At 53.3% G+C, this 23,674-nt stretch carries 24 protein-coding genes; 15 read left to right on the forward strand and 9 right to left on the reverse strand.

Annotated elements, in window-relative coordinates; all coding sequences use genetic code 11:
• The first annotated feature begins 43 nt into the window (after window positions 1-43).
• From JRF57_06545 to JRF57_06560, 4 genes are read left to right on the forward strand one after another with little or no spacing between them, the layout of a single operon-like run.
• Window positions 44-967: an ABC transporter permease gene (locus tag JRF57_06545; protein MBW2303359.1), complete on the forward strand. Its 924-nt coding sequence runs from the start codon at window positions 44-46 to the stop codon at window positions 965-967.
• The gene (locus tag JRF57_06550; GenBank protein MBW2303360.1) at window positions 960-1,820 is read left to right on the forward strand and encodes an ABC transporter permease; all 861 of its coding nucleotides are present in this window, start codon (window positions 960-962) and stop codon (window positions 1,818-1,820) included. The genes JRF57_06545 and JRF57_06550 overlap by 8 nt, the downstream gene beginning before the upstream one ends.
• Before the next feature lie 16 nt (window positions 1,821-1,836).
• Window positions 1,837-2,637, forward strand: coding sequence for a creatininase family protein (locus tag JRF57_06555; GenBank protein ID MBW2303361.1), 801 nt, complete (start codon window positions 1,837-1,839; stop codon window positions 2,635-2,637).
• A complete protein-coding gene (locus JRF57_06560; GenBank protein ID MBW2303362.1) occupies window positions 2,634-3,425 on the forward strand; it encodes a creatininase family protein in 792 nt (263 codons plus the stop codon). The genes JRF57_06555 and JRF57_06560 overlap by 4 nt, the downstream gene beginning before the upstream one ends.
• A gap of 64 nt (window positions 3,426-3,489) precedes the next feature.
• Here the strand turns inward: JRF57_06560 and JRF57_06565 are convergent, their stop codons facing one another.
• The 3 genes from JRF57_06565 to JRF57_06575 form a co-directional block, all read right to left on the reverse strand.
• The gene (locus tag JRF57_06565) at window positions 3,490-4,467 is read right to left on the reverse strand and encodes an ABC transporter ATP-binding protein (protein ID MBW2303363.1); all 978 of its coding nucleotides are present in this window, start codon (window positions 4,465-4,467) and stop codon (window positions 3,490-3,492) included.
• Window positions 4,468-4,478: 11 nt separating this feature from the next.
• Entirely contained in the window at window positions 4,479-5,465 is a 987-nt protein-coding gene (locus JRF57_06570; protein MBW2303364.1) for an ABC transporter ATP-binding protein, read from the reverse strand.
• 65 nt (window positions 5,466-5,530) lie between these two features.
• Complete coding sequence (locus JRF57_06575; GenBank protein ID MBW2303365.1) at window positions 5,531-6,412, reverse strand: PAS domain S-box protein; 882 nt, start codon at window positions 6,410-6,412, stop codon at window positions 5,531-5,533.
• 349 nt (window positions 6,413-6,761) lie between these two features.
• Between JRF57_06575 and JRF57_06580 the strand changes: the two genes are divergently transcribed.
• The 9 genes from JRF57_06580 (at window position 6,762) to JRF57_06620 (ending at window position 15,263) form a co-directional block, all read left to right on the forward strand.
• Window positions 6,762-6,938: a hypothetical protein gene (locus JRF57_06580; GenBank protein ID MBW2303366.1), complete on the forward strand. Its 177-nt coding sequence runs from the start codon at window positions 6,762-6,764 to the stop codon at window positions 6,936-6,938.
• Between the two features lie 2 nt (window positions 6,939-6,940).
• On the forward strand, window positions 6,941-8,179 hold the full coding sequence (locus JRF57_06585) for an ABC transporter substrate-binding protein (protein MBW2303367.1): 1,239 nt from the start codon (window positions 6,941-6,943) through the stop codon (window positions 8,177-8,179).
• A gap of 227 nt (window positions 8,180-8,406) precedes the next feature.
• On the forward strand, window positions 8,407-9,336 hold the full coding sequence (locus tag JRF57_06590) for a branched-chain amino acid ABC transporter permease (protein MBW2303368.1): 930 nt from the start codon (window positions 8,407-8,409) through the stop codon (window positions 9,334-9,336).
• Window positions 9,308-10,318, forward strand: coding sequence for a branched-chain amino acid ABC transporter permease (locus tag JRF57_06595; protein MBW2303369.1), 1,011 nt, complete (start codon window positions 9,308-9,310; stop codon window positions 10,316-10,318). Before JRF57_06590 ends, JRF57_06595 begins: the two co-directional genes overlap by 29 nt.
• A gap of 12 nt (window positions 10,319-10,330) precedes the next feature.
• Window positions 10,331-11,065 carry an ABC transporter ATP-binding protein gene (locus JRF57_06600; GenBank protein ID MBW2303370.1) on the forward strand — a complete coding sequence of 245 codons (735 nt, stop codon included), beginning with the start codon at window positions 10,331-10,333 and terminating at the stop codon, window positions 11,063-11,065.
• Window positions 11,043-11,747 (forward strand): ABC transporter ATP-binding protein, encoded by a 705-nt coding sequence (locus JRF57_06605; GenBank protein MBW2303371.1) that lies wholly within the window; start codon window positions 11,043-11,045, stop codon window positions 11,745-11,747. Before JRF57_06600 ends, JRF57_06605 begins: the two co-directional genes overlap by 23 nt.
• A 158-nt stretch (window positions 11,748-11,905) precedes the next feature.
• Window positions 11,906-13,069 (forward strand): reductive dehalogenase, encoded by a 1,164-nt coding sequence (locus tag JRF57_06610; protein MBW2303372.1) that lies wholly within the window; start codon window positions 11,906-11,908, stop codon window positions 13,067-13,069.
• Between the two features lie 125 nt (window positions 13,070-13,194).
• On the forward strand, window positions 13,195-14,097 hold the full coding sequence (locus JRF57_06615) for a DMT family transporter (protein ID MBW2303373.1): 903 nt from the start codon (window positions 13,195-13,197) through the stop codon (window positions 14,095-14,097).
• A gap of 20 nt (window positions 14,098-14,117) precedes the next feature.
• The gene (locus JRF57_06620; protein MBW2303374.1) at window positions 14,118-15,263 is read left to right on the forward strand and encodes a reductive dehalogenase; all 1,146 of its coding nucleotides are present in this window, start codon (window positions 14,118-14,120) and stop codon (window positions 15,261-15,263) included.
• A 63-nt stretch (window positions 15,264-15,326) separates the two neighbouring features.
• Here JRF57_06620 and JRF57_06625 read toward each other — a convergent pair whose 3' ends face one another.
• The 4 genes from JRF57_06625 to JRF57_06640 form a co-directional block, all read right to left on the reverse strand.
• On the reverse strand, window positions 15,327-16,133 hold the full coding sequence (locus tag JRF57_06625; protein ID MBW2303375.1) for a tetratricopeptide repeat protein: 807 nt from the start codon (window positions 16,131-16,133) through the stop codon (window positions 15,327-15,329).
• A gap of 597 nt (window positions 16,134-16,730) precedes the next feature.
• Complete coding sequence (gene hutH, locus JRF57_06630; protein MBW2303376.1) at window positions 16,731-18,260, reverse strand: histidine ammonia-lyase; 1,530 nt, start codon at window positions 18,258-18,260, stop codon at window positions 16,731-16,733.
• A 364-nt stretch (window positions 18,261-18,624) separates the two neighbouring features.
• Window positions 18,625-19,554 (reverse strand): hypothetical protein, encoded by a 930-nt coding sequence (locus tag JRF57_06635; protein ID MBW2303377.1) that lies wholly within the window; start codon window positions 19,552-19,554, stop codon window positions 18,625-18,627.
• 128 nt (window positions 19,555-19,682) lie between these two features.
• Window positions 19,683-20,396 (reverse strand): AAA family ATPase, encoded by a 714-nt coding sequence (locus tag JRF57_06640; protein MBW2303378.1) that lies wholly within the window; start codon window positions 20,394-20,396, stop codon window positions 19,683-19,685.
• Window positions 20,397-20,718: 322 nt separating this feature from the next.
• Here JRF57_06640 and JRF57_06645 point away from each other — a divergent pair, with 322 nt between their 5' ends.
• Both JRF57_06645 and JRF57_06650 read left to right on the forward strand, forming a co-directional pair.
• Window positions 20,719-21,027 (forward strand): MTH1187 family thiamine-binding protein, encoded by a 309-nt coding sequence (locus JRF57_06645; GenBank protein ID MBW2303379.1) that lies wholly within the window; start codon window positions 20,719-20,721, stop codon window positions 21,025-21,027.
• A 51-nt stretch (window positions 21,028-21,078) separates the two neighbouring features.
• Window positions 21,079-21,972, forward strand: coding sequence for a phosphoribosylanthranilate isomerase (locus tag JRF57_06650; protein ID MBW2303380.1), 894 nt, complete (start codon window positions 21,079-21,081; stop codon window positions 21,970-21,972).
• 273 nt (window positions 21,973-22,245) lie between these two features.
• On the opposite strand, the gene JRF57_06655 is transcribed toward JRF57_06650, so the two are convergent.
• Together JRF57_06655 and JRF57_06660 are read right to left on the reverse strand one after the other, a co-directional pair.
• Window positions 22,246-22,620: a hypothetical protein gene (locus JRF57_06655; protein MBW2303381.1), complete on the reverse strand. Its 375-nt coding sequence runs from the start codon at window positions 22,618-22,620 to the stop codon at window positions 22,246-22,248.
• Window positions 22,621-22,904: 284 nt separating this feature from the next.
• Complete coding sequence (locus JRF57_06660; GenBank protein MBW2303382.1) at window positions 22,905-23,561, reverse strand: transposase family protein; 657 nt, start codon at window positions 23,559-23,561, stop codon at window positions 22,905-22,907.
• Between the last annotated feature and the right edge of the window lie 113 nt (window positions 23,562-23,674).

The raw sequence follows: 23,674 nt of genomic DNA on the forward strand, positions 1-23,674 counted from the left end.
GATGGGGGGCGGTGCGGCAGTGCCCCCCGTCCGAACCACCGGTATGTTCGGATACCTTACCAGAAGATTCATCCACTCGGTTTTCATTATCATCGGGATCTCCCTTGCCGTCTTTGCCATTTCGCGGCTTACCGGTGACCCTGTCAGTCTCATGGTCGACTTCGACACCCCCCGGGAAGATCGCGAGGTGTTGAGGAAGGAACTGGGTCTGGACAAGCCCCTTCCCCTACAATATCTGATATTCCTCAAGGGAGCAGTAAAGGGAGAATTCGGCACCTCCATCCGTTACGAGGAACCGGCCCTCAAACTCGTCATCGAGAGGATCCCCGCCACCCTGAGACTTATCGCATTTACCCTCGGCTGGTCTCTTCTTATCGCCATCCCGGTAGGAATCATCTCCGCCCTCAAGCGGAACAGCTTTTTCGATCTGTTCGGGATGGCCATCACATTCCTGGGTCAGTCCATCCCGAGCTTCTGGCTGGGCATCATGCTCATTATGATCGTCGGCGTGAAATTTCACTTATTGCCCATCTCAGGGTACGGGGACGGCGACCTTTTACACGTCGTCATGCCAGCTCTGACCCTCGGGGCTTTCGAGATGGCCTCCTTTGCCAGGATCACTCGATCCAGCATGCTGGAAGTCCTCGACATGGATTACATCCAAACCGCCAGGGCCAAAGGACTGCGGGAGACCGCTGTGGTGATCAAACATGCCTTTCGAAACTCCCTGATTCCTATTGTGACCATCATGGGCATTCACGTAGCACTTCTCATGGGAGGAGCCGTTATAACCGAACAGATTTTCGCCTATCCTGGTGTAGGATGGCTCGCCATTCAATCCATTTACAACCGTGATTTTCCCGTTATTCAAGCAATAGTTACAGTGGTTTCCGTAGGCGTAGTGGCCACCAATTTTCTCATCGATATCCTCTACACCTTGATCGATCCAAGGATCCGCTATGATTAGAGCAAACAATATCCTCAGGAAAATGCGGGGCAACAAGATGATCCTTTTCAGCTCCGTGATCCTGCTCCTTACCATCCTCTGCGGGACCTTCGCAGGGATCTTTGCTCCTTTCAGCCCTTACGATCAAGACCTCACCCATAAACTCAAGCCTCCTCTATGGAGGGATCCCGGGAACCGGATCCATCTCCTGGGGACCGATCAATTGGGAAGAGACGTCCTGAGCCGTATACTCTACGGCGTCCGGGTCTCGTTGGTAATCGGCATCCTGGCGGTAGCGATTTCCGCCGTCTTCGGTGTCGTCCTCGGGCTCCTCTCGGGGTTCTATGGAGGGTTTTTCGACGACCTCATCATGCGGATCGCAGATGTTCAACTTGCCATTCCCCTCATACTGCTCGCCATTTCCGTCATCGTGGTCCTGGGAAGCAACATGAAAGTACTTGTCCTTGTCATCGGACTCACCCAGTGGATGTCTTACGCCCGCATGGTCCGGGGGGAAACCCTTTCTTTAAGGGAAAAGGACTTCGTAAGGTCCGCTTACGCTGTAGGAGCAACCGACACCCGGATCATTCTACGTTATATCCTGCCCAACACCCTCTCATCCGTAATGGTCCTGATTACCCTCAACATGGCAACGGTGATCGTCCTCGAAGCCGGACTCAGTTTCCTGGGCCTGGGAATCCAACCGCCCGAACCATCCCTGGGGACCATGTTGAGTGAAAGCAAAAACTACCTGAGCAGGGCCTGGTGGCTGAGCACCTTTCCCGGTGTCACGATCATGACCATCATTCTGGCCATCAATCTCTTCGGCGACGGACTGAGGGATGTCTTTGATCCCCGCCTGGAAAACTACTGATTGGAGGTGCTTTGAATTGAGAAACACCGTTTTTATGGAAGAGATGACCTGGAAGGAAATCAAACAGTCTATTGAGGAAGGAAAAGATACGGCGATACTGGTGGCCGCTTCAATGGAACAGCACGGCCCTCACCTTCCCATCGCGACCGACACTATCATCGGATACGCCCTTGCCGGGTCTGCGGCGCAGCGGCTAGGAAACGCCCTGGTGGCACCGGTTATCCGGCCTGCATTATCTCAGCACCACGTGGGATTTCCCGGAACCATCACCTTCCGAATGAAAACCTTTTTGGGCGTATTGAAAGATTGTTGCAGCGGCCTCAAGGCCCATGGATTCCGAAATGCAGTGCTCTTCGTCTCCCACGGCGGCAACATGGATGCCCTGAAGGCCTTCACTCCCTACATCGCCAGGGATATCGGAAACGACATGCGTATTCACCTTGTCTTTGCACTGGAAAGGTTCATGGAAACCACCCGCGAAATCCTGGACAAGCAGGGAATAACTCCTGAAAAGGCGGGGGTCCATGCAGGATTCAGTGAAACGGCCCTCATGCTGTACCTGAGGCCGGATCTCGTGGACATGAATCTGGCCGGGCCGGGACTAGTGGAGGAGAAATTCTACCGTAGGGAAAACCTGGAGAATTTTAAGATTAGCACCTTCATTCACGGTATCGGTCATTTTTCCTGGAACGGAATACTGGGAGATCCCATGGGGGCGGATGCCCGGGTGGGCGAGGAGATCTTCCAGGCCACCGTTGAAGGCCTTGTTGAGGAAATCCGGCAATGCTTGGGCATGGAAGGAGGAAAAGAAAGTTGAAGACAAAAGTGCTGATGGAAGAAATGAGCTGGGTAGAGATCCAGGAGGCCCTTCGCGAAGGGAAAGATGGGGTCATTGTGGTATCGGGCTCCATCGAACAGCACGGCCCACACCTGCCTACCGCCACGGATACTATCCTGGGATACGAAGTGGCCAAACGGGCGGCCGAGGAACTCGGCGACATCCTTGTCGCTCCCGTCATTCGGCCTTGCCTTTCCGCCCACCACATGGGATTCCCGGGTTCCTTCACCCTGAGCTGGGAGACCTACGCCGCGGTCCTGAGGGACTATTGCGAAAGCCTTGCCGAGGGGGGCTTCAGGAACATCGTCTTGACCTCTTCCCACGGGGGAAACATCGCTGTACTAAAGGCCCTTGTTCCAGACCTGGCAAGGGACCTGTGGGACCGAACCCACATCCACTTCGTTGACTTTCTAAGCCTTGCGGAGGAATCAGAAACGGCTTATCTGGAAACCCTGGGAATCTCAAGGGTCAAGGGGGGAGTCCATGCCGGGTATTCGGAGACCTCCCAGATGTTGGTGACAAGCCCCCATCTTGTGGAAATGGATGAGGCTCAAAAGGGCTTGGACGATGAAAGCTTCTATGCCCCGGAAAACATTTCGCGCTCCCAGGTCGACCTGTTCATCCGTGGTCTCGGGTCCTTTTCTCCCAACGGAATCCTCGGGGACGCACGTGGGGCTGATCCAGCCACCGGGGAGAAGCTCCTTCAGATCGCGGCAAAGGCCCTCGTCGAGGGCATTTCAAACGCCCTGAAGAATCAGGATCCCTGAGGAGGGGGCCAAAAAGCATTCAACCCTTTAGTAAGGTAAACGATTCTTTGATGATCTTCAGCTCCTAAGGTGATGTGAATTTCAGGCACCACACCCAGTGGTCAGGTTCCGCCTCATGCATGCGGGGAGGTTCCCGGCGGCATCGTTCCTCGGCCTCGGGACACCTCGTGTGAAAACGACATCCCGGCGGCGGGTCCACGGGATTGGGAACATCTCCTTCCAGAATAATCCGCTCCCGCTTCAGTCCTGGTTCTGGCACCGGCGAGGCTGAAAGCAGTGCTTTCGTATAGGGATGAAGGGCGCCCGATCGAAGCCTGTCCGCACCGGCCACCTCTACGATTCGCCCAAGATACATCACCGCGATCCGGTCGCACAGGTGCTCGATGACGGAGAGGTCGTGAGAGATGAAAAGATAGGTCAGGCCCATATTCTCCTTTAATTCCACAAGCAAGTTGATGACCTGGGCCTGAATGGAAACGTCCAGGGCGGAAACCGGCTCATCACAGACAACGAATTTCGGATTCAACGCCAGGGCGCGGGCGATGCCGATTCTTTGCCTCTGTCCTCCGGAAAATTCGTGCGGATAGCGGTTCAAATGCTCCTCTTTGAGCCCCACCTCTTCCAGGAGCCTCAGGACCCTTTCTTTTTGCGTCTTTTGGTTTCCCCACCCATGGATGACAAGGGGTTCCCTGATCAACTGCTCCACAGTGTATCGGGGATTCAGGGAAGAGTAAGGATCCTGGAAGATGATCTGCATTTCGGCTCTGAGGCGGCGCAGGTGCTCCTTGTCAAGGGAGGTGATGTCCTGCCCCTGGAATAGAATCGCTCCTTCTGTAGGTTCCTCCAAACGGAGAGCAATTCGACCAAGAGTGCTCTTTCCACAACCGCTCTCCCCGACCAGGCCGAGGATTTCCCCCTCCCGGATGAAAAACGAGACACCGTCTACGGCCTTGATGGTCTTCTTCCCCGCGGAAAAGGCCCCTTTCCTGATCGGGTAGTATTTCTTCAGGTTTTCCACACGAAGCAGTTCCTGCGATTCCATTTCTTCCGCCCTCAATGCACGTGAAGCCAACACCGGCAATGATGCTCAGGCGCGACTTCCACATCCGGAGGATCTTCCTTGAAGCACTTTTCCCAGGCCCTGCTGCACCTGTCGCTGAACCTGCATCCCTGGGGCAGGCTGGTCAGGCTGGGCACCACACCGGGAATGGCCTCCAGCTTCCTTTGTCTTGTGCGATCCCTGCCCGGCCTTGGGATGGATCGCATCAGACCGACTGTGTAAGGATGGACCGGATGGGTAAAAAGTTCATACACCTCCGAATATTCCACGATTTTGCCGGCATACATCACCGCCACGTACTGGGCCGTCTCGGCAATAACCCCCAGATCATGGGTAATCAGGATGATGGAAGTCCGGGTCTCTTCCTGGAGTTTCAGCATGAGGTCCAGGATCTGGGCCTGGATCGTCACATCCAGGGCCGTGGTGGGTTCGTCCGCGATCAAAAGCTTCGGGGAACAGCAAAGCGCCATAGCAATCATAACCCTCTGCCTCATTCCTCCGCTTAATTGGTGAGGATACGCCTTCGCGCGCCTGGCGGGGGCCTGAATCCCGACAGCTTTCAACATCTCTACGGAATGGGCAAAGGCCTCCCGTTTCGGCAGGTCTTGGTGAAGGCTGATCGCCTCGGCAATCTGATCTCCCACCCTGTGGACCGGGTTAAGGGAAGTCATGGGTTCCTGGAAGATCATGGAAATTCGGTTTCCCCTGATTCTTCTCATTTCGGCAATGGGTTTTTTCAGCAGATCTTCCCCTTCGAACAGGATCCTGCCGGCCTCGATCTTACCGGGCGGATCCTTGATGAGTCTCAGAATGGAAAGGGCCGTGACGCTCTTCCCGCAACCCGATTCCCCCACGAGCCCGACGACTTGCCCTTCCTTTACAGACAGGTCCAGATCGTCGACGGCCGTTGCGGCACCCATTTTGGTATGAAAGCTGGTCTTCAGACCTTTAATCACCAGGAGTTCCCGTTGAGGGGACATCTTCTCGACACTTTCTCCAGTCATATCGGCTTCTCCCCGGTAAACCCCCTGGCCTCAGTAATCCGTCAAGTCGTCTTTCCGGCCAGAGACAGATAGGAGCGCAGATTCACCTTCTTGTTTGTAAGGCCCAGTTTCTTCCGTATCTTGTCCCGATGAAAATCGACGGCCGCCTTGCTGACGCAAAGTATCTCAGCGATTTCCTTGGTCGTTTTTCCCACCTTGATGAGATTGGCCACCTGGATCTGTCTGGGGGTCAGGATCGGATGGGTGGCGGACAATTCCCGGTAAAATGGATCGATGATATCATGGAGGTTGGACTTGATGATTTTCACGTAGGCCATGTGCCTGGCGTCCAAGGGTGCTTTTTCCAGATCCTCCACGAAAGGCATGATCAACTTTTCAACGTTAAACAGGATGTTCTTTTGGAGTTCTATCCTGTCCTCGTTTCGCTGGTCGAGCAGTACTCTGAGGGCCGTGTTGGTCTCTTCAAGTTTTCTGGATTGGACTTCCAGCTCTGCTTCCCTCTTTTTGAGGGCCTCCTCCGCCCTCTTCCTCTCGGTGATGTCCACCACGTTGACAAGGGTCGCCGGTTCATCAAAATCATCTATCACGGTGGCCCTCACCTCAATCCAGATAACCTCCCCGTCCTTTCGAATCCATCGGGTTTCATAATAATCTCTCACCTTCTTCTTCTTCAATCTGGCCAGGGCGATCTTCCGGACCCTCTCCCGCTCTTCGGGATGCACCATCTCGTAAGGCCCCATCTTCCTGATATCCTCCGGGGTGTATCCCGTAATTTCCTGAAATGTCTGGTTCGTGAAGATAATCCCTTTGGCGGTCGTAATGAGGATACCTGTGAGAGAATGGTCCACCAAGGCCCGGAAAAGGGAATCGGATTCGGTGATCGGCACCTTTTTCTTGGGAGAAGTCGTTCTTTGCTTGCCCATGAGAGACACCAAACTTGTACCTGAATCTTGCAAGCGTCGAGTTTGCCGAAGATGCAAGGCATCGACCGCATTCAGGTTGTAATTTCATCCACCGGGCGGTGGGCCTTCCTTCTGCTGACGCCCTTTCCGCATAGTTTTGGAAAAGACCCAACCCCCGGAAAGATACCAAAAAACCCACCGGTTATCAAAAGACTCGCGCGGCACGGTGATCCCGGCCTTTAGTATTAGGATATACCTAATACTTTACCCTTAATCAACTAATATTGAAACTATCTTTTTATCTTTGCTATGATTTTTTGAATATGGAGTTCGGCAAACCGGTTGCGGTCGCTCGCCCAGGGTTTCCAAGATGTTTTACGTAGGCACCCATCCTTCTCTTTTGATCCCGGAAAGTCCGCGCCTCAAGCCCATCTCCCTCAGCTTCGGAAAAATCAATCCCGCGCCCTTCGGCGCGGTCAGGCCAGGGACCGGATCCGGCAGTTACGGGACCGGGCAATTTTTACAATGGTACAACAAGGAGGGTTGAAAATGAAGAAATGGATCGTGGGAATCGTCTTGATTGCCTTTTTTTGTGTCCCTTTCATGATCGTGCAGCACTCTTACGCTGCAGATAATGTCTGGCGCATCGGGACCATCTTTCCAATGACCGGTCCCCTTTCCAAAAACGGAATCAAGAATTCCGACGGGGTCAAAATCGCCACCGAGATGATAAACGATGCAGGCGGCGTGCTGGGGAAAAAAGTCGTCCTGGTGAGCGCGGATGCCCCGGATCCCCAGGCAGCTGCCAGTGAGGCAAACCGGCTGATTACCCACGAAAAGGTAACGGCCATCATCGGAACCCAGGCCAGCAGTCTTTCCATGGCGGCAACGACCGTTGCTGAAAAAAACAAGATCTTTTACCTGGAAAATGAGGGAATTTCAGGCCTCATCACCGCCCGCGGCTTCAAGTACATCTTCCGGACCACCTTTAACAGCACCATGATGACCACCCAGATGGTGGATTACGCCGCTGATGTCCTCGGTCCCAGAAAACTGGGGAAGAAAGCCAGTGAACTCCGTCTGGCAATCATTCACGAAGACGGCGGGTTCGGGACCTCTTCAGGCAAGGGCCTCATGGCCAGGGCGAAGCAAAGGGGGCTGAAAGTCGTTGCTTCCGAGACATACAGCGCCAAGTCCACAGATCTCTCTTCCCTTGTTCTGAAACTCAAGCGGGCGAAACCCGATATTCTTCTGGCCGCCCAGTACATCAACGACTCCATACTCTTCCACAGGCAGGCACGTGAGATGAGATTTAAGACCCTGGTGATCGGAACCACTGCCGGACAGGGCAATCCCGATTTCTACAAGGCCCTTGGCAAGGACGCCGAAGGTGTACTGGCAGGCGGCATCCCCTCCGAGATCTCCGTTGAAGGGCTTGCTGAAGGCCCCAAAAAAGACGCCAAGGAATTCGTCCGCCGTTACCGTGAAAGCCATAACGGTGAATATCCCAATCCCACATCCTTCGTAGGGTTTGCAGGAGCTTGGGTCCTTTACAAGTTTATCCTTCCCAAGGCCGGCAGCCTGGATCCTGAAAAACTGAGGGAGGCCGCCCTGAGTTTGGATATTCCGAGAGGACAGGGGGTTCTTAACTGGGGAGTGAAATTCGCGGGCCCGGACCAGAAAAACGCAGGACAGAATCTCTATGCCTCTGCTGCCATCAACCAGTGGCAAAACGGGGAGATGAAACTGATTTATCCGAGAGAAATCGCTTCCTCGGATCTCAAGTAACAGGCAACCGCAGGATGATTCCATGGATCTCCGGTTAACAAGATCCATGGAATCATCCGTTGCGCCTTTCGTTCCAGATTCTGCCTCACCCTGGATCGGAACAGGGAGAAGCAGCCTGGGCCTCCTGATCATCCGGCATGCCGCGAAAGCCGGTCTCAATTCAAAAAAGGCGCTAGATCCAGGGGGAAAACTCCGCAAATTTTTTCTCAGAAGGAACGCGAAAACAGATGGACGCAACCCTCTTTTTCCAGCTTCTGATCGCCGGTATCCTGCTCGGGGGCATTTACGCTCTGGCGAGCATCGGGCTAACACTCATCTTCGGGGTCATGAAGATCGTCAACTTCGCCCACGGCGAATTCCTGATGCTGGCCATGTATTTCAGTTACTGGCTTTTTCATTCTCTGCATCTGGATCCATACATTTCCATCATTGTCGTCGCCCCCGGACTTTTCTTGCTGGGCCTCATTGTATATCGTATCATCATCAAGCCCACCATCGGGGCTCCAGTCCTGGCGCAGATCTTCGTCACCGTGGGCTTGTCCATGGTGATCGAGAACCTGGCGCTTCTCATCTGGTCCGCGGATTTCAGGACCGTCTCCCTTGATTACCTTCAGCATTCCATCCTGATCGGTCCCTTTCCCTCCCTCGGACTGGAGGAAATGATCATTAATCCCGCGCGTCTCATCGCCTTTATCATTGGAACCTCCCTGGCGGTTGCTTTTTACCTGTTTCTGAAATTCAGCTATACCGGGAAGGTGATCCGGGCCACATCACAGGATCGATCCACCGCACAACTCATGGGAATCAATATAGACAAGATCTATAGGGTGACCTTCGCCATCGGAATCTTTCTGGTCGGTGTGGCCGGGGCCCTGATGATTCCCATTTATACCGTGCATCCCTTCGTCGGATTCGAATTCGTCCTTGTCATGTTCGTCGTGGTGGTCCTCGGGGGAATGGGCAGCATCGTCGGGGCCATGATCGCGGGAATCTTCATCGGAATAATTGAAGTGTTTTCCGGTTACATCCTGGGTCCTGACAGCAAAGAGGCCATCTATTTCCTGGTGTTTATCGCAGTGCTGGTCATAAAACCTTCCGGATTGTTCGGACTAGAAGGAGAAGAAGAGCTTGAACGAATCGAAGCCATCGACGCATAGGGGGAACACCCTTCAAATCGCCGTTCTGATCCTGGGATTTCTCGCTGCGGCCATCGGGCCGCTCTTCATCAAGAATGATTTCTATCTGGACGGCTTTATCCTCATTTTTCTCTGGGGTGCCTTTTCCGGCGCATGGAACATCATTTCCGGCTATGCCGGGATGGTTTCCCTGTGTCACAACGCCTTTTTCGCCATCGGGGCCTATACGTCCACATTGCTTTTCCTTCGCTTCGGCATTACTCCATGGGCGGGCTTGCTCGTCGGCGGCCTCCTTGCGGCGGCTGTTGGACTGCTTCTCGGGATCGTGTGTTTCCGGCTGAGGAGCCACTACTTTGTTTTGGCCACCCTAGCCTTCGGACAGGTGACCTTCATCATCAGCACGAACTGGCGTTCCCTTACCGAGGGCGCCGAAGGACTCGCTCTGCCCATTGAACCAAGTTTTTACAACATGATTTTCCAGGGGAAGCTTCCCTATGTATACCTGGGCCTGGCCCTGCTGCTGTTGGTCATGATCATCTCCTATTCCATCGAAAATTCACGGCTCGGATATTACCTTACAGCCTTCAGGGAAAACGAGGACGCAGCCCGCGCGCTTGGTGTTAAAACGGGAAGGGTTCGTTTGATCGCCATGGGGATCAGCTCCTTTCTCGCGGCCGTAACAGGCACCTTTTACGCCCAGTACATCATCTATATCGACCCTTCAAGCGTGGCCCGACTTCAGCTATCGGTCCAGGTGGCCCTCTTCACCATTGTGGGCGGACTCGGCACCGTCCTGGGGCCCACGATAGGCGCTATCATTTTCATTCCGATCACCATATTCCTGAGGGCCACTCTGGGGACGGCGGTTCCCGGCCTTCACATGATCATCTACGGGTCGATCCTCATCCTTGTGCTCCTTTTCATGCCTAAGGGCATTTACGGAACATTAAAGGGCAAGGGTTACCCGGCCTTTTCACGCAAACTCTATAAGGGAAGAAGTTGAGGAATTCGCCCCATGCTTGAGGTCCATGAGATAAGCAAGTTTTTCGGTGGAAACCCGGCCCTTCAACATGTCAGCTTCCGGATCGACAAGGGAGAGGTCGTGGGACTCATCGGTCCCAACGGATCCGGAAAGACCACCCTTTTCAATGTGGTCACGGGATTTCTCCGTTCCAAGACTGGCTCCATCCGCTTTGATGGAAAGAACATCTCCTGTATGAAACCCGAAGATATCTGCTTCCTCGGGCTTTGCCGCACCTTCCAGATCACCAAACCCTTCAGCAACATTCCCGTGCTCAAGAACGTCATGATCGGGGCGCTGGTCAGGGAAAAGAGCCTCAAAGGTGCCAGGAAAAAGGCTGAAGAGGTACTGGAGTTCGTCGGTATGCAGGACAAGAAGGACGTCCTGGGAAAGAGCCTGACCATCGCAGACCGTAAACGTCTTGAGATTGCCAGGGGACTGGCTACCTCCCCAAGGCTTTTCCTCCTTGATGAAGTCATGGCGGGCCTTACTCCAAGCGAACTCCAGGAGATAATGGCCCTTATCCGCAAGATGGTGGACTCCGGGATCACGCTTTTCGTGATCGAGCATATCATGGCGGCGATGATGAACCTGGCCGAGAGAATCATCGTACTGGATCACGGAGAAATCATCGCCCAGGGGGAACCTGCGGAAATAGCCTGTGATCCCAATTGTATCAAGGCTTACCTAGGAGAGGAGTATCTGAGTGCTCAACATCAACAACCTTAACGTTTCCTATGGTGATGTCCAGGTCCTTTTCGACGTATCCTGCTCTATTGAAGAGGCGGAACTCGTATCGATCGTCGGGGCCAACGCTGCGGGAAAAAGCACCCTTCTAAGAGCAATATCCGGAATCTTGCGAAAGGTATCCGGATCCATCCGGTTCAAGGAAAAAGAACTCGTGGGCATGCCCGCCCATGAAGTGGTTTCCCTCGGGATCGTTCACATCCCCCAGGGACGCCGGGTCTTTCCTGCGATGACGGTCCAGGAAAACCTGGAACTCGGATTTTACTCCCAGAGGGCGGGAGGAGGCATTCAAGAACTGCTGAATCAGATGTACGACTTCTTCCCTGAGCTCTCCAAACTAAAGGGTCGACTAGCCGGGCGGTTAAGTGGAGGAGAGCAGCAAATGCTGGCCATCGCCCGGGGCCTGATGGCTCGTCCGGTGCTTCTCACGGTGGACGAACCCTCACTCGGCCTTGCCCCGATTCTAGTTGAAAAAACCTTCCAGATCATTGAAAGGATCAAGCAGGAAAAAGTCACCATATTGCTCGTGGAACAAAACGTGTTCAAGGCCCTAAACATCTCCGACCATGCCTACGTCATAGAGAACGGCCGTATCGTAATGCAAGGTCTCGGTAAAGATCTGCTCCAGGATGAACACCTGAAGAAGGCCTATCTCGGTATGTGAGGGTTCTTTACCGAAATTTCCAACTCTCCTATCGGCGGGCTTTCTGATGTCAGGACCGCGTGCGCCCGATTTGTGAGGAAAGCCACCCGCAAAAGAAACCTCCGGCCGGGCCGACCTTCCTGTTTTTTTTCGATTTTATGGACCCAGGAGAAAAGAAAATGCACGAAACAGTGAACAAATCGGATTCCTCCCTGGAAAGGGAATTCCCTTTCCAGGTTCCCGACTACCGCTTCGATCAAAAAAACGAGATGTTCAAGAGGCGAACCTGGGATCCGGAGTTCAAGCCCCATGGAGACCGCCTTTACAATACCATCAAGTTCCAGGACAGATACGGATACCGCAAATTGGATTATGCCTTGCGTAATGCCGCATGGAACCTGGAATACGGGTATGCATTCGGCAATATGTGCAGCAACTACGGGCTCTATTCCTGGGACCACATCCCGGCAAAGGCCAAGCGTTTCGTGGAAACGGGAGGGGCTGTCAAGAACAGCCCCGAGGTCAACACCCGTATCGTGAAAAAGGCGGCCAGGCTTTTCGGGGCGGACCTTGTGGGCGTCTGTTACGCCCACCCCAATCTCGTCTATTCCCACGAATACGACCTCGTTCACATGGAACACAAGCCGCTGGAACTACCGCCGGGATGCACCAACGCCATCGTCATGGCCATAGAGATGAACTACGAGGCGACCCGCTACTCCCCGGATGCCATATCTGGCGCGGCCACCGGCCTCGGCTACTCGATGCAGGCCGTAGTGGCCAACCTCCTGGCCGCTTTTATCCGCGGCCTCGGGTACCGCGCGGTCCCGTCCGGGAACGACACCGCCCTGTCCATCCCCCTGGCCATGGCTGCCGGCCTTGGAGAACTGGGACGCATGGGACTTCTTATCACCCCCGTGTTCGGGCCGCGGGTCAGGATATGCAAGGTTTTCACGGACCTTCCCCTTGTCCACGACACCTATCGACCTTTCGGGGTTGCCAAATTCTGCGAAACATGCAAAAAATGCGCGAGAAACTGCCCTTCCCAGGCCATCACCTTCGGGGAGCCGACCATGGAGGGACCTTCCATGTCCAACTTTTCCGGGGTCCTGAAATGGTATATCAACCCGGAAAAATGTTTTCTCTTCTGGGTCAAGAACTGGATGGATTGCAACAATTGTGTCATGTCCTGCCCCTTTAACAAGCCCGCGGGAAAGATCCATGACCTTACCAGGTTCTTGATCCGCCGCGCGCCGATTTTCAACCGTGCCTTCCTGTGGATGGACGATCTCATGGGATACGGGAAACCTCTGCGGAACAAGAGATACTGGGAACGGCCTTAACTCCAGGCCTTACCAACCATTTCCCAAGGCGCACCTGTTGAATCCCGGGACCGGGTTATTCGGTCCAAATCCCTTCGTGATATGGGCGGGGAAGGCCCCAAAGGATTATCAGACTTGTAATTCCCATGGAACTGCCTTTTTACCACATCGGCGAGCTGGCCGCCCTGGGGGCGGCTTTCCTTTGGGCGGTGGCCACCGTCCTTTTTCGCCGCATCGGGTTCGAAATCCCTCCCCTCCTTTTGAATCTGCTAAAGGGCCTGGTCAGTCTCTTACTGGTGGGCCCAACCTTACTCCTCACTCAAGAGTCACACACCCCTGTGGAACCTGCGGGCTGGTTGCTGCTCCTTTTAAGCGGGGTGTTCGGCATCGGCTGCGGCGACACCTTTTTTTTCGCATCCCTGAACCGGATCGGCGAGGGCCGCTCGGTCCTGATCGTCGAAACGGTGGCCCCACTTTTCGCCACTCTTTTCTCGATGGGGTTCCTGTATGAATTTCTTCCTCTCCAGGGATTCCTTGGAATCGCTGTGACCGTGGCTGGGGTCGGCTGGGTCCTTGCCGAGAGAACCACTCCCTCCGACGGCGCCAGAAGGCGGGCCAAGCGCGGAATTCTTCTTGGACTTGCGGCCGCCTTTTTCCAGGCGGTCGGTTCGGTTCTTTCCAGGGCGGCCTTCCTTCACACCGAGATCACGCCGATGTGGAGCACCCTGATCCGGCTGATCGGTGGGAACCTCTTTTTACTCGTTTTCATCCCCCTTCGGGGCCAGGCCCTGTTTCCAAGAGCATTGATGTCTCTGAAGATCTGGACATTCATTCTCGCTGCGACCTTTTTTGGAACCTACCTGGGCATCCTGTTTCAACAGATCTCCCTGAAATATACCAGTGCAGGGATCGCTCAGACCCTCATGGGAACGAGCGCTTTGTTCGTCCTGCCTTTCACTCTCTTGCGGGGAGAACGGGTAAGCCTGCGGGCGGTACTGGGTGCCCTCGTTGCCCTCTGCGGTATCTTTTTGCTCTTCAGTCTGAAATGACAGGAGAAAAGGAGATTTCAATGAAAGTCGTGAATGAACCCACATACAAGAAATACATTACAGGGGAACTGAAACGATTCGACGACCGGAATACGGCCTTCAGCCGGGGCCACGTGGAGGGGAACAAGTACACGGCCATGCACGAGAAAGGCATCACGAACATGCTGAACGCCCCTCCGGGTCAAACCATCCTGGACCATGCAACGTCGGTGGCCGGGGGCACTGTGGATTACGTGGTGCGCATGAATCTCCTCGGGAGGGAAATGAAGCCGATCTATAATGACGGGTATCGTCTGAAGGATCCAGACCCCGCCGCCATGAGCCGGGTAATCAAAGAAAAGGCCAAATGGATCGGAGCGGACGACGTGGGCATCGCCCGGATCAACCCCCTGTGGATCTATTCCCACTGGGGCCACCACAACGTCAAGTATTCCCAGGCCGCCGAAGTAGGGGATCCGATTGAACTTCCATCCGGATATAAGTTCGTGATCGTCATGCTCAACGAGTTGGCACACGAAGTCATACAGCGGTCCCCTGCGGTTGAATACGAAACGGACATCAGCTACTCAAAAGGGGTATGGTGCGCGGCCTCCCTCGCTACTTTCATAACTGAACTCGGGTACCGGGCCATACCGACGGTCAATGAAATCGGGATCAACGTGGCCATGGCCGTGGATGCCGGCCTGGGTGAAATGGGGCGGAGCGGGCAGCTCATCACCCGCGATTACGGCCCCAGAGTGCGCATCAGCAAGGTCTTTACGGATCTCCCCCTTATTCCTGACCGACCCGTTGATATCGGGGTCCAGGAGTTTTGCGAGAAGTGCGCGATCTGCGCCCAATACTGTCCCAGCGAGGCGATTCCCATGGGGGAGAGAACAGACAGGGCATGGGATGAGTGCAATTCCCCCGGTATGCTGAAATGGCCGATCCATGCCATGAAATGCTTTGATTGGTGGGTTAAAAACGGGAACCACTGCTCCATTTGTATTCGCGTTTGCCCGTGGAACAAGCCCAACGACGCCCTCCACAAAGGGGTCCGTTTCTTTGCGGAGCGAAACATCTTCACCCGACTCATCGTCCGGATGGATCAAATGATGGGTTACGGGAAACAGGTGGTGAAGGACGGCCCAGTAAAGGACTGCTCCGTGGAGCGAAAGAAGAGATGATCGAGTAGAGGAGGGGGAAACGCCTTACTTTTTCTCTTACCGGGATTCGGGGAAAAAATATGGCTATTTCTTTACCACCACCGTCGCCATGTTCTCACAGGCCGACCGCAGATCGAGTTTGCAGGCCGATTTGAAATCTCTCAGGGCCGACTTGAAGTCTCCCTTCTCCCGAAAGGCCAACGCCCTGGTATTGTATGCTTCCGCAATTTTCGAATCCAACACCAAAGCCCTGTCACAATCCCGGATGGCCTCATCAAACCGTCCCTTTTCATAAAGGGCCCGGGCCCGGTAAACATAGGAAGAAGCGAGCCTGGAATCCAGGGAAACGGCCCTTGTTGCGGCCTCGATTCCTTGATCCCATTCCCCCTTAATGAGGCTGCGGCGACTCAACTCTGCATAATAGATCGCAAGGGGGCTGTTTCTCGGCCTGTCCCTCACGGCCAACACTCGGTCCCGGTTTCCATGCTTGTCGACAACCTCGTAGGTCACGGCCATCAGATGCCAGGTTCCATTGAACCGATCCACCGGGCTGACCATGTAAGTACCCAGTCCAAAAGTCGCAACATCAAGGGAATCCGCGATCATGGTCTCGATTACACTTCTCTCCCTCTCGTACCTGTAAACGGCCACATAGACATCCTTGTCCAGAACCATTGTAAGCACAGGGACACCCAGATACTTCTCAGCCTTTTCGCGGGTGATCCCCACATAGATCGGGCCGAAGGAGGGGGCGGTAGAACCCAACCTGGTGAAGAGCCCTGAACTCGTCGTAGGGGTCAGGATATGTGAGGCCAGGGGCCAGCACCCGAAAAGAAACCAGGAAATGGAAAACAAGAGAAGGAATCTTCCGATGGCATAAAGCTTTTTCACCTTTCTCCCCCTTACAGCATTTTGGGTCGAAAAAAGGTTTTTCAATTTGCATGCCACCGGGTATCATCTGGAGAGAGGAAGCTCCATATCAAAAAAACCCTGGGAAATAAAAGAGATACAAATGGAATTTCCGATGTGGAAACTCTATACTAAACCTTGTCCATCCCTCTCCGGTAATAGAATCTTCCGCCAGAAGGCAAATTTTTCCTATGGAGCCCTACGGGTGAACCCGTGGTTACCCACCTCAGGCTTTGGGTGACATCACGCCATAGCACAACAATTGTTTGCACATTCACCCACAGGCAAGCCCGTGGTCTTCTGCGAAGGCGGGTAAAAGAAACAAAAAGGGCCCGCATTCAAGATCCTCACGGCAGCACTCTCAACAGGCTCCCCGTGATGCACATCCTTCAGCGGGCCCCCTGGTTTTTTCATACAGGGCCGAATCGGTCCCTTATGCATTGAGACCTTTGAAAAACGTTCAATTTTGTTCAAGGTCAAGGAAGGCGAAAATTTTAACCACAGGAATACATTGAAGTATTTCGAGGATTAAAATTTGAGCCTGACGCCGAGATTGCTTCGGGGGGTCTCCCGACGCTCCTATAGAAGCTTTCCGACCACCTTCTCGACTTCCTCGATGAGACGGCCGCTTCTTACCAGGGCGACCATGGTCTCAATGTCCTTGTACAGGATTCGGTCTTTTTCAAGGCGGGGGACGGTCTCTCTGATGGTCTTATAGGCCGCCAGAGTCCCTTCACCGGGTTTCATATTGGTAAAGAGATCCATGGCCTGGGCTCCGCAGAGAAGTTCAATGGCGATCACGTATTCCGTGTTTTTCACGATTTCGCGGCATTTCCTGGCGGCGATGGTCCCCATGGAGACGTGGTCTTCCTTGTTGGCCGAGGTGGGGATGGAGTCCACGCAGGCGGGGTGAGCGAGAACTTTGTTCTCCGAGACCAGGGATGCGGCCGTGTACTGGGAAATCATGTACCCGGAATTAAGCCCCCCGTCGCTGACGAGAAAGGCAGGCAGACCGCTCAACTGTGGATTTACCAGCCGCTCGATCCGCCTCTCCGAGATATTGGCCAACTCTGCGACGGCCATGGCCATGAAGTCCATGGCAAGGGCCACGGGCTGTCCGTGAAAGTTGCCCCCCAGCAGGAAATCCTTCTCTTCTTCAAATATGAGCGGATTGTTGGTTGAGGAGTTCATCTCGATCTCCACCACTTTCCTGGCATGGTTGATAGCATCCTTACTTGCGCCATGCACCTGTGGAGAACACCTAAGGGTGTAAGCGTCCTGCACCCGGGAGCAATCCTTGTGGGAGGAAATGATCTCGCTGTTCCGAGTGATTCTTTCCATGTTGTCCGCAGCAGCGCTCTGTCCTTCGTGGGGCCTGACCCGGTGAATCCTGGAATTGAACTCCGTTCTGCTCCCCATGAGGACTTCCAGGCTGAGGGCGGCAGCGATATCCGTGGTCTTGGCCAGTTTCTGGGCGTCGTATACGGAAAGTCCCCCGATGGCCGTCATCACCTGGGTACCGTTGACCAGGGCCAGGCCCTCTCCAGCCTCCAGGCTGAGGGGTTGCAGGCCGCACCTCCTAAGGGCCTCTTCTCCTGAAACCCTTTCGCCGTTCAAAAAGGCTTCCCCTTTCCCGATGAGCACGAGGCCCAGGTGAGCCAGGGGAGCCAAGTCCCCGCTCGAGCCCACGGAACCCTTCTCTGGAATCACAGGGTAGATACCACGGTTCAGGACCTCGATTAGGGTCTTCACGGTCTCTATCCGACTCCCGCCGATCCCCCGGGCCAGATCCTTGATCCGCAGGGCCATTATCGCCCGCACCGTCTCCTCGTCCAAAGGATTCCCGACACCTGCCGCATGGCTCATCAGGACGTTAATCTGCAGTTGGCGGGTATCTTCCCCTGAAATGGTCACACTGCTCATGGCCCCGAATCCGGTTGTGATCCCGTAAATAACCCTTCCTTCCTTGACCCACTGATCTATGAGTCCGCGGGATCGTATGATTCGCTCTTCTGAATCCTTGGAAAGGCGAACCTTGCTTCCATTCCTTGCTATGGCCACAAGGTCTTCAATGGTCATTCCGTCGAAACCGAGTTCAATCTCTTTCATCATTAACACTCTCCCTTTCACTTTCAATTTTTCAGTCCCGGGATCGGGGCCGCGTCACCAAACGCCGGAACAAAGAATCTCAGGCATTTAGATAGAAGAAGATAACAAAAGTCCGGCCTGAAACCAAGAAAAAAGGGAGCAAATCTTCATATTGTTCTGCTTTGAACGATACAAAGAACACGTCCTTCCGAAACAACCAATGGCCCCAAAAGACGCCACTTCCCAATTATTGGAGAAAGAGGGGCAACACCAGGGAACGGGATGCGAAATTTCGACTTTAGGGGGGCTTTATTCCAGGGGATCAGGCTGGTGTGAGGCTAAGGGGTGTCCTTTGAAAACAAGGGAGTCGGCGCGGGGTTATGGATCAGACTCCGATCGGCTTCCAGATTCCATCTTTCAGCCATATCCTGGAAAAAGGCGTTCCAGGAGGCAACACCTTCCCTTCAAGGTCTTCCGGATCAATCCGGATCTCATTTCCGTACATGGGATCCCAGGGCTCAATGATAATCGCACCGTTTTCCCATTTCTTGAATACCGGGAGGCGGGCAGGCCCCCAAGATCGGGATTCCAATTCCGCCTTTAGTGCCTCCAGGCTCCCGTACGGCAGCAACTCGTGCAGGGTGATCAGGGTCGGTGGACTGAGGGGAACCTCTCCGGCCATGTTAAGTCGGAGCCCATCCTCAGGACTTACCCAAATTCCTTCCACCGTCTCCTTTTCGTCCGGGATGCATTCCTGTCCTTCGGGCATCAAGGCAAGAAAGAAGCGGGTGTCAAAACGCTTGGTCATGGCCTCGGGCGTAATCCAGTGGGCCCATGGGAAAAGGCTGGAAAATGAAAGTGTCCAACCCTCATCTACTACCTTCCGCTCAAGCCAACCCTTTCCAAGCTTTCCAGATGAGCGCTCCGAACACAGGCGTTCATAGGAAGCTCCCGTATCCTTTTCCTGATGAGCCAGAAAGACCCCCGCTTCTTCAAAGGTTTCCCGAACGGCGGCAACCCCGTAAGCAAGGATCTCAGGTGATCCCATTTCTCTTCCAAAAATTCTGATGAGAAAGTCGTTAGAAAGATCAATATGTTCCATCCAAAAGGCATGCTTCCTGTCTTCCTCTTCCAGGGCGCCGCCCGGGAAGACATAGCTCCCAGGGAAGAACCCGGCTCCCTTGCTGCGCCTCAACAGATAGAGCTGGAGTTTTCCCCGATCTTCACGCACCAGGATGACCGTAGAAGCCGCTCTCGTCCGCCTGCCCGCTGGCTGTCGTCCGCCTTCCATCTGATCTGTCCCTTCCTGGTCCACTTCAGCCCTCCTATCCGCCCGCTTCCCGGTTTCTGGATTTGAGTATGGCGAGTTTTCATAAAGAAAAAAGCCTAGGTGACGATACCAATGGCCCTTTTCTCCAGCAAAAAATCCGTGTCAAGGCAGGATCAGGAGAGGACTCTTTCTGGGTTTTTGAAAAATTCCCGGTAGATCCTGTAGTGTTCCGTATCTTCGTATTCGATCAAGCTGATGGGAATGGTATCGAAATTATAAATCCTGGCTCCCGGACAGGCCAATAGAATGGGGGAATGGGTGGCAATGATGAACTGGGCATGACCTGCGCGGCCCATTTCCTGCAAAAGTGACAGCAATTGCAACTGGCTTTTGGGGGATAGGGCCGTCTCGGGTTCATCAAGAAAATAAAGGCCCCGCCGCTTGTAACGCGCCCGGAAATAGGACATGAGGGACTGACCGTGGGACTGGGTCAAGAGGGATTTCCCACCGAAATAGTCCAGGATCTCGGTTCCCGCCATCGCCCATTCATCCAGATACTGAGCGAAATTCTGAAACATCTCGGAAGAGAAGAAAGATCCCGGCACCCTTCCGTTCGTCCACTGCACCCGGATATAGCGGTAAAGCAATTCTTCGTAAGGATTGTTTTCAAGGGATTGCCGCTCTGAGTCCCGCCACATGTGAATCCCGCACTTGTGGACCAGGGCCTTTAAAAGTGTGGATTTTCCGCTCCCGTTCTCTCCCACGAAAAATGTGACCGGGGTGGTAAAAGAGATCTCCTTTGTCTTCCGAAAAATCGCCTTGTTGAAAGGATAGAAATTCCTGGTAGGATACTGGTCAGAGAGGAAGATGATACCTTTGAGATGCATGGGTGCGGCCCCCCTGGAAACAGCCTCGCCGCCGATTCATTCTTATGATCTGACGCAGGCGGAGGGAAAAACGGTTGAAGGGAACGGCCGGCCCCTTATGGATGTAAGGCTTAACCGGTCGGGCTCTTGGTCTAGTGTCCATCCATAAATAAAATCTGGATACTAAACTATAGGAAAGATGGAAAAGCCTGTCAACAGAAGGCCTCATTCATTTCCTTCCAGGTTGCCATGACTGCGGACTCTGTGTTATGGGATATCCCGGGGTCTGTTTAACAGGTCCACGGAACAACAGGTTAACCTGGCATACATAAGGAGAACAGAGATGACCCTGATGGAATTCTCCATGATTCCTTTGGACAAGGGGCCCAGTCTGAGCCGGTACGTGGCCCGTATCCTCGCGGTCGTGGACGACAGCGGTCTTCCCTATCGTCTGAACCCCATGGGAACGGTGGTTGAGGGAGAATGGGAGGAACTTCTCGCACTCCTGACCCGATGCTTCAAAGTCCTGGAAAAAGACTCGGAGCGGATCAGCTTGACCGTGAAGTTCGACCACCGAAAAGGCGTAAACGGTGCGCTGGATCGAAAGATCCGAAGTGTTGAAGAAAAGGCCGGGAGGACATTCAAGACTTGAGGAACAGCGAAAGGCGCGACCTGAAGGAGAAGAGATGGGAGACGTTTGGAGATGATCATACAGATCTATGAAATTCAGACACCCGAAGAGGCCGAAAAGTGTATCGAACTTGGAGTGGACCGGATCGGCAGCGTCATTCTCTCCGCCGAAGAATGGCGTAAGCCTGTGATCAGGGAAGTCATTCGCCTTTCCGAAGGAACCCGGACGAAAAACAGCCTGATTCCGCTTTTCCAGGGCGAGACCCTCCTCCGGACCCTGGATTACTACCAGCCCCATTTCGTCCACCTCTGCGACAATCTCACGGACCGTCAAGGCAGCAATATGATCCTGGATCAGCACTTAGAAACCCAGGAGACACTTAAAAAGGAATTTCCTGAAATCGGCATCATGAGATCCATTCCCATTCCAATGGACGGGAAGGAGCCCGACTTCCCGTTCATGAAGATCGCAAGGGCCCTGGAACCGGTAAGCGACTGCTTCCTGATCGATACCTGGGTAGGAGAGGAGCCTGTTGAAGGTTTCGTGGGGATCACGGGTAAGACCTGTGACTGGAAGCGTGCTGAAGAGCTTGTCAAAAAAACCAACATTCCGGTGATCCTTGCAGGCGGCCTTTCTCCCGAAAACGTTCGAGACGCCCTGATCCAGGTTCAGCCTGAAGGGGCGGACTCCTGCACCGGCACCAACGCCACCGGCCCTGAAGGTCATCCCATCCGATTTAAAAAGGATTTTCAAAAGGTGAGGCAATTCATCCAGGAAGTCCGTCATGCCGAAACAGCCATCCGCGAAAACCTCGAAAAAAGACTCAGCCGACTCCGACAGGAACTGGAGGAACGAGAGGCCGCCCTACCCGCACACTCCATCCGTCCCCATCAACTCCTTGCCATCGAGGAACTGGAAGAAGAAATCAGCCGACTGGAGAGCATTTTAGAGTCAGATCTGAATTGATAAAATATCGAGTCTATTTGCCAGTTCCTCAAATTTCCTTCTAAGGCCTCGATCAACTTTTTACTTCAATCGTTACGGTCTTGACTCTCAGTTCTGTATAGGAAGGTTTTTTTTCAAGACGCAGCTTGTCGCGCCGTAGCCATGATGAAGACGGAAGACTACAAAAATTGGTCATTTATGGATGGGCGTCAATTCGCCCTCATCTCACACCGGAACCCCAACCTTCTGACGACGCTCTTAAAAATAACTCATCTAATTTCACCAACCGGTGCTTTATTTATGCCACGGCACGATCCAAATCGCAATTAGCACGGCAGCATCTAAAAATACATGAAATACAGTATATTGCCACCACTCCGCTGGACTCAAACTTTCAACTACTGCCCCACGATTTGGAAGATCATCCGGCAGCATATCCAACAGAGCTTTACGAAGTTTACCAAGTCGAATAATCGCTTTAAGATTTGAGTACGCAAATACTACGAATGCACCGGTGAGAAAGATTTTCACAGCCGAGCTATCTGTAAATGCCTTGCCGGAGGCCATTACACCTACCACAGCGCTGGCAACAGCTATAAAAATATTCCAGAAAACATTTATTGCAGAGGCTCGATCTATCGAAAACTTAAGGATATCTTTAGCTTCCAATTCAATCCTCGCCTATGAAACTCGTATAAAAGATGGGACGGTTGAATTTAATCCATCGGTATTGCGTTCCTTGTAAGCCAAAGGTAGACGGTCATTGTGTTCTGGTTCAGCGTGAAATGGAATTTTCCGGTTTAAAAATAAGCTGCTCATTCATTCTTTAAAACGATGTTGACGGCAAGGATGGAAGTTTTCAGTTTCTACCTGCCGCGCTACGCTTGCCGACCTGTGTCATCCTGAAAATCTCTGATTTTCAGGATGACACAGGGGTGTAATGAGATCGCCGTTTATCCATAATTACACGCTATATCCAGATACTCTTTGATAATCTGTCGTTGTTCCCGGCGTCTGATTTTACGCAACTCCCTGGCCTGATGGAGCCTGCGGTCTCTTTCGGCGAAGATCTCTTTTTCTTTCCCCAAAAGCTTATCTTTCGGGGTAATGTACCCTGTGGCGCTATGGAGACGTTGGGTGTTGTAGTAGCCGACAAAATCACCCACAATCCTTCTGGCGTCTTCAAGGGAAAGGGGGGATTTGGGCCTGATACACTCCTTTTTCAGGCTCTGGTGCCACCTTTCAATCTTCCCGTTGCTCTGTGGATAGTAGGGGGATGTCCTTACATGGCCCATCCCGCTTATCCGTATGAACTCCTTAAAATCCTTTGCAATAAACTGTGGGCCGTTTTCCGATATGATCCTGGGCTTATCATTCGGGAATCTCTCCCTGGCCCTCTGCAGGATGATTTCGATATCTCCTTCTGTCATGGCTTCCCGGATCTCCCAATGGATAATATACCGGCTATACCCATCCAGGATACTACACAGGTAATAGAAAGTACCCCGGATATTCAGGTACGGGATATCTATATGCCAATGTTCGTGAGGCCTTTTCGGATCCTTAAATCCATCCCCTTTTTGAGAAGGCCCGGCATTCCATCTCCTCAAACTGATCTTTGACAGTTGAATTTGAGAAACATAGTAAAAACAAGGCAATACGGGGATGCAAAATGCTCTTGGCACTACCATTACGATTTTCAACCCCATTTTCTTTCATGAGA

This window comes from Deltaproteobacteria bacterium (genome assembly GCA_019310525.1).
Lineage (GTDB): Bacteria > Desulfobacterota > DSM-4660 > Desulfatiglandales > HGW-15 > JAFDEE01.